This is a genomic window from Streptococcus sp. DD11 (genome assembly GCF_001578865.1).
In the GTDB taxonomy this organism is placed as follows: domain Bacteria; phylum Bacillota; class Bacilli; order Lactobacillales; family Streptococcaceae; genus Streptococcus; species Streptococcus panodentis.
Window position 1 is genome coordinate 70,828 of sequence record NZ_KQ969392.1, and the last position, 4,916, is coordinate 75,743.

Annotated in this window: 7 protein-coding genes and 1 pseudogene; 2 read left to right on the forward strand and 6 right to left on the reverse strand. The window is 48.8% G+C overall.

Translation table 11 applies throughout. From position 1 onward, the window contains the following. The 3 genes and pseudogenes from STRDD11_RS13990 to STRDD11_RS00340 all read right to left on the reverse strand — a co-directional run. Positions 1 to 105: pseudogene (locus tag STRDD11_RS13990) on the reverse strand (aminoglycoside phosphotransferase); the annotation flags it as partial. A 50-nt stretch (positions 106 to 155) separates the two neighbouring features. Further along, positions 156 to 1,202 (reverse strand): ABC transporter permease, encoded by a 1,047-nt coding sequence (locus STRDD11_RS00335; protein ID WP_128834260.1) that lies wholly within the window; start codon positions 1,200 to 1,202, stop codon positions 156 to 158. Further along, entirely contained in the window at positions 1,199 to 1,930 is a 732-nt protein-coding gene (locus tag STRDD11_RS00340; RefSeq protein ID WP_128834263.1) for an ABC transporter ATP-binding protein, read from the reverse strand. The genes STRDD11_RS00335 and STRDD11_RS00340 overlap by 4 nt, the downstream gene beginning before the upstream one ends. Before the next feature lie 67 nt (positions 1,931 to 1,997). Here STRDD11_RS00340 and STRDD11_RS00345 point away from each other — a divergent pair, with 67 nt between their 5' ends. Both STRDD11_RS00345 and STRDD11_RS00350 read left to right on the forward strand, forming a co-directional pair. After that, the gene (locus tag STRDD11_RS00345) at positions 1,998 to 2,408 is read left to right on the forward strand and encodes an HIT family protein (RefSeq protein WP_128834265.1); all 411 of its coding nucleotides are present in this window, start codon (positions 1,998 to 2,000) and stop codon (positions 2,406 to 2,408) included. 9 nt (positions 2,409 to 2,417) lie between these two features. Continuing rightward, on the forward strand, positions 2,418 to 2,705 hold the full coding sequence (locus tag STRDD11_RS00350) for a hypothetical protein (RefSeq protein WP_128834267.1): 288 nt from the start codon (positions 2,418 to 2,420) through the stop codon (positions 2,703 to 2,705). Between the two features lie 168 nt (positions 2,706 to 2,873). Here the strand turns inward: STRDD11_RS00350 and STRDD11_RS00355 are convergent, their stop codons facing one another. The 3 genes from STRDD11_RS00355 to STRDD11_RS00365 all read right to left on the reverse strand — a co-directional run bounded on the left by STRDD11_RS00355 (position 2,874) and on the right by STRDD11_RS00365 (position 4,884). Next, positions 2,874 to 3,590 (reverse strand): YebC/PmpR family DNA-binding transcriptional regulator, encoded by a 717-nt coding sequence (locus STRDD11_RS00355; protein WP_128834269.1) that lies wholly within the window; start codon positions 3,588 to 3,590, stop codon positions 2,874 to 2,876. 518 nt (positions 3,591 to 4,108) lie between these two features. Further along, complete coding sequence (locus STRDD11_RS00360; RefSeq protein ID WP_128834272.1) at positions 4,109 to 4,705, reverse strand: DUF6612 family protein; 597 nt, start codon at positions 4,703 to 4,705, stop codon at positions 4,109 to 4,111. After that, positions 4,702 to 4,884 carry a hypothetical protein gene (locus STRDD11_RS00365; protein WP_128834274.1) on the reverse strand — a complete coding sequence of 61 codons (183 nt, stop codon included), beginning with the start codon at positions 4,882 to 4,884 and terminating at the stop codon, positions 4,702 to 4,704. Before STRDD11_RS00365 ends, STRDD11_RS00360 begins: the two co-directional genes overlap by 4 nt. Positions 4,885 to 4,916 lie beyond the last annotated feature (32 nt).

The window sequence follows — 4,916 nt, forward strand, 5'->3', positions numbered from 1 at the left end:
CATCTTGACGAAAACGCGTTCCCCGTCTGGATAGGTCCCCATATAGGCCTTTCCGCTCTTACCTGGTATCGGCGTCAGGGTCAGCTCTTTATCAATCAAGTCCATGTTTCCCCTCCGTAAAAAGTTTCCTTACTATTTTACTAGTTTTGCCTCTTTTAGTCAACCAATCTCCTCAATTTAAAGGGCAAATAGAAAAGATAGAAGAGCAGGGTGACGGCCAAGACAGCCAGAACGGCCAGCTTGTCCTGGAAAAAGACGGATGCCAGCAGAATTTCGGCCGACAGAACACTGCAGCCGACAGCCCTGATAATCTGCCTGGCCCCTTTCATCTTGGCCCCTGCCTCCAGCGGAAAAAGCTGGGTCAGCAGCTGATAATCAAAGGCCTCGTAGAGCGCCGTCAGCTGAAAAAGCAGGAGGTAGTTCAGCAAGAGCACAAAGGCCGCAGCAATCCAAGTCTGGCTGACAAAGAGGATGCTTAAAAGAGCGAGGAACAGGAGCCGCAGAGTCAGGGCAAACAAGTCCCCATTGCGCAAATAGGAACGCAGATAAAGATTGGACCAGGTCTGGCCCGGCTCCTTGGACAGCAGCTTGGTCAGACCGTCCAGATATGCCCGGCGTTTGACGCTGTTTGAGATTCCCTTAACATTGGTAAAGAGGGCAAAGAAACGCAGAAGGACCTGCTTGCGCCGCTCCTCGTAAGCAATAGCCGCTTGCCAGTCCAGCCTCTCACCGCTGAAAAACCGGCCGACTTTTCTCTGAAAGAGCAGCCATTTGGCCAGCAGCATGAGGAGACAGTAGAGAGCGAAGGCCCAGACAGGCAGCCCCAGAGCCAAAAAGAGCGGAGCCAGCAGCAGCAAAATCCCCGTCTGCAAAACAGCATAGAGCAGATAAGAACGACGGACCTGCTCCCTAATAAATCGGCCGACTTCTGCTTCCTTGACCAGAAGAAAGAGCGCATCCGGCCGCTCCAAATAGGTAGCAACAGAGCCAAAAGGCAGGATAAAAAGCGACAGCAGGACCAAGCTCAGGATAATGGGCAGATGGTTCTCCGGAAAATGCCGCAGGAGCTGACTGTACTGAATAGCCAGAAAAGCGATAAAAATCAGAAGAAAGAGGACAAAGTGATCATTGAACACATACCGCAGATACTTGAGGCACTGACCGCGAAACTCCTGTCGGCGTTTGATAAATACTTCTTTCATCGTGCCGCCTCTTCCGTCAAGGTCAGATAGATGTCATTGAGGCTGGCTGCGGGCATCTGAAATGCTTCCCGCAGTGTTGCCAGACTGCCCTGAGCCCGCACCTGTCCCTTGTGAAGAATCACAAAGGAATCACACATTTTCTCCGCCGAGTCCAAGACATGGGTACTCATGAGAATGGACTTGCCCTTTTTCTTTTCCCTCTCCAACAGCTGGATTAAATCCGCAATAGCGACCGGATCCAGCCCCAGAAACGGCTCATCCACAATAAAGAGACTGGGGTCTACGACAAAGGCGCAGATAATCATCACCTTCTGCTTCATTCCCTTAGAAAAATGAATCGGAAACCAGTCTAACTTTTCCTTGAGACGAAAAAGCTCCAGCAGCTCCTCCACACGCTCAAAGGCTGTGTCCTGCTCTATATCGTAGGCCATGGCCGTCGTTTCAATATGTTCCCGCAGGGTCAGTTCTTCATAAAGACTGGGCGTCTCTGGAATAAAGCCGATTTTCTTGCGGTAGGCAGCCGGACTGTCCTGCAGCTGCAGGCCGTCAATCAGAATCTGGCCCTTGTAGGGCGTCAACAGGCCAATGATTTCATTGATAGTCGTGGATTTGCCTGCACCGTTGAGGCCGATCAGACCGACCAGCTGCCCGTTCTCCACCTCAAAGCTGACCTCTTTCAAAACAGGAATATTGACATAGCCGCCTGTAAGCTCTTTGATTTCTAACATATTTTCTCCAAATCTGGTATAATGGTTCTTATATTATAACAAAATCTAGCGAATAGAGGTATCATTTATGGCTGATTGTATTTTTTGTAAGATTATCGCCGGAGAAATCCCCTCCTCCAAGGTTTATGAGGACGATAAAGTCCTGGCTTTTCTGGATATTTCCCAAGTGACACCGGGCCACACCCTGGTCGTTCCCAAGGAGCACTTCCGCAATCTGCTGGAAATGGATGCTGACAGCAGCAGCCAGCTCTTTGCCCGTGTGCCGGACATCGCCCGCAAGGTCATGAAGGCAACCGGCGCCCTCGGTATGAATATCATCAACAATAATGAAGAAGTCGCTGGCCAGACCGTCTTCCATACGCATGTTCATCTGGCGCCGCGCTACAGCGGGGATGATGACCTGCAGCTCACTTTCACTGCGCACGAGCCCGACTTTCCAGCTCTGGTCCAGTTAGCTGAGAAGATTGCCCAAGCCTAAGGAGAAGCCATGAAATTTTCAAATTTGTTGTTATTTGCAGGGGCAGCAGCGGCTAGCTACAGACTGGTCAAGAATCGCCAGAAGATCCGCCAAGAAGTCGTAGAAACGGCTGATATTCTGGACAGAGTGCAGAACAATCTGGCCAATATCCAGCGCAATGTTGCCATTATTCAGGAACAGAGAGATAAGCTGAAAGACATCACTCAGGACCTGTCCTATAAGTATAAACTGCTGGAAAATCAGGCCAATGCCCAAATCCAGCAAATTCAGGACATTTGGCAGAAATATGAGACATAAAAAAACGAGGCTGGGACAAACGTACCCAGCTTCTTATCGTTCTATCGTCTGATTGATACGGATAGTCAATGAAAATAAATCAACACCCAACTGGAAGTTTTATCCGCAGCTCCCTGTTGGGTATTGATTGTCGTTGACTGCCTGTTTGTTGCTTGCGAAGAGTGATTCTTAGAATCCATCTACATTTGTGTAGATTTTCTGGACATCTTCGTCATCTTCTAAGACGCTGTAAAGTTTTTCAAATGTTTCCAACTCTTCCCCTGTCAGTTCCACCTCTGACTGAGGAATCATTTCCAGCTCTGTCACTTGGAATTCCTGAACGCCGGATTCGCGCAGGGCAAGCAGGGCCTTGTGCAGGTCAGTCGGTGCTGTATAGACCGTCAGCGTTCCTGCCTCTGCCTCCACATCGTCCACATCCACATCCGCTTCCAGCAGCAGCTCGAAGATGCTGTCGGCATCGTCGCCCGCAAAGACAATCACTCCCTTATTATCAAAGAGATAGGCAACCGAACCGCTGGCTCCCATATTGCCGCCGTTTTTGCCAAATGCAGCCCGGACATTGGCTGCAGTCCGGTTGACATTGGAAGTCAGTGTATCCACAATCAGCATGGAACCATTGGGGCCAAAACCTTCATAACGGCCTTCGGTAAAGGTTTCATCTGTATTTCCCTTGGCCTTGTCCAGCGCCTTGTCGATGACATGCTTGGGCACTTGCGCCTGCTTGGCCCGGTCGATAACGAACTTAAGAGCTGAGTTGGACTCGGGATCAGGGTCCCCTTTTTTAGCTGCCACATAGATTTCTACACCGAACTTAGCATAAACCTTTGAGTTTGCACCGTCCTTAGCTGTCTTCTTTGCCACAATATTGGCCCATTTACGTCCCATTGATCATTTCTCCTTTGAAGTTCACATTTTCAATCGTTCTTATTATAACACAGGAAATAAGAAAAAGCACTAAGAAAAAAGGCAGAAAATATATCGCCTCATTCCTGATGATCAAATCTGTGATTTTTCTGGCAAAAGCAGCGGCCTATTCCTGCATCAGCAGCAGATCAGGCTTGCGGCTGTTCCGACAGGTATGAGAGTCCAGTCTTTGGCTGACCCTATACTCACAAACGATGAGCATTCTGACGAGCGCTCATTCATTTCTCATCGACCGCCCAACAGTCCTTTGGAGAGCGGGGCAACAATCGGTCAGACAGAGTTTTCGATCTTGTCAGCAGGTCTGCTCTTGCACTAATTTATCAGTATTGAAAATAATCGTTTCAATACTGCCTATGTCGAAGCTTTTGAGGTCGCAGATAAGGCTTCCGCTAGGAAGTGTCAGTTGTTCAAAGCACTGGGTCTTATCAGTCAAACGATAAAAAGTTACGAAGCTGGGTACTGTTGTCCCAGCCTCTCTTTCAGTCAGGCGCTGTGATTGCGTCATCTGCCAGCTTATTCCAATCTGAAAACCGGTTAGCTATCTTGGTCTTCAGGCTGCCCTTCTCGCCGCTGTAGGATAAGTCCATCTTAAAATCGCTCAGGTAGAGTGTCTCCTTATTCAGGTGCACTTCCAATGTTTTGTCCATTTCTGACTGGGCTACACCGCTCAGCTCCAGACTGAATTCATCCCCAAACAATCCGATTATATCCGTATTTTTGCTTTTAAGGGTGAAGACATAGTCGCTGCCGCTTTCTTTCATGCTGACATCATCTGCCATGCTATACAGGCCCTCCAGCAGCCTGAAATAATCCGGGCGTACAAAATAGCGGGCCGTCCCCTCTGTCAGCTCTTTGGACCAAGTCCCTTTTTCAGAATCTCGGCTGTAGACCGGCATGTCCTGACCGCCGCTCATAATCATTTCCTGATAAGACTGCTGCCCGTCCGCAGTCTCCCTCAGAATCAGGGCTCCCTTGTCCAGCTCTTTTGATTGCTTGTCATATAGCAGGCTCCCGTCCATGGTCTGATGTTTCGTTGAACCATCAACGGTAATGGATAAGTCTACCTTCAGTTTCATAGAGCTGACTGCTTGATTGGCAGATTCCGCTTTTTTAAGATTTTTTCAATAGATTCAGAAGAATGGCTCTCCTGACCTGGATTCTGCTGAGAATTGTTTTGGCTGCTTGGCATACAGGCTGTCAGGCCCAGAACTGCTAAGAGCGCAATGGATAAGAATGCTAATCTTTTGGATTTCATCGTCCTTCCTCCTTATGGTTCTCATATTCCCT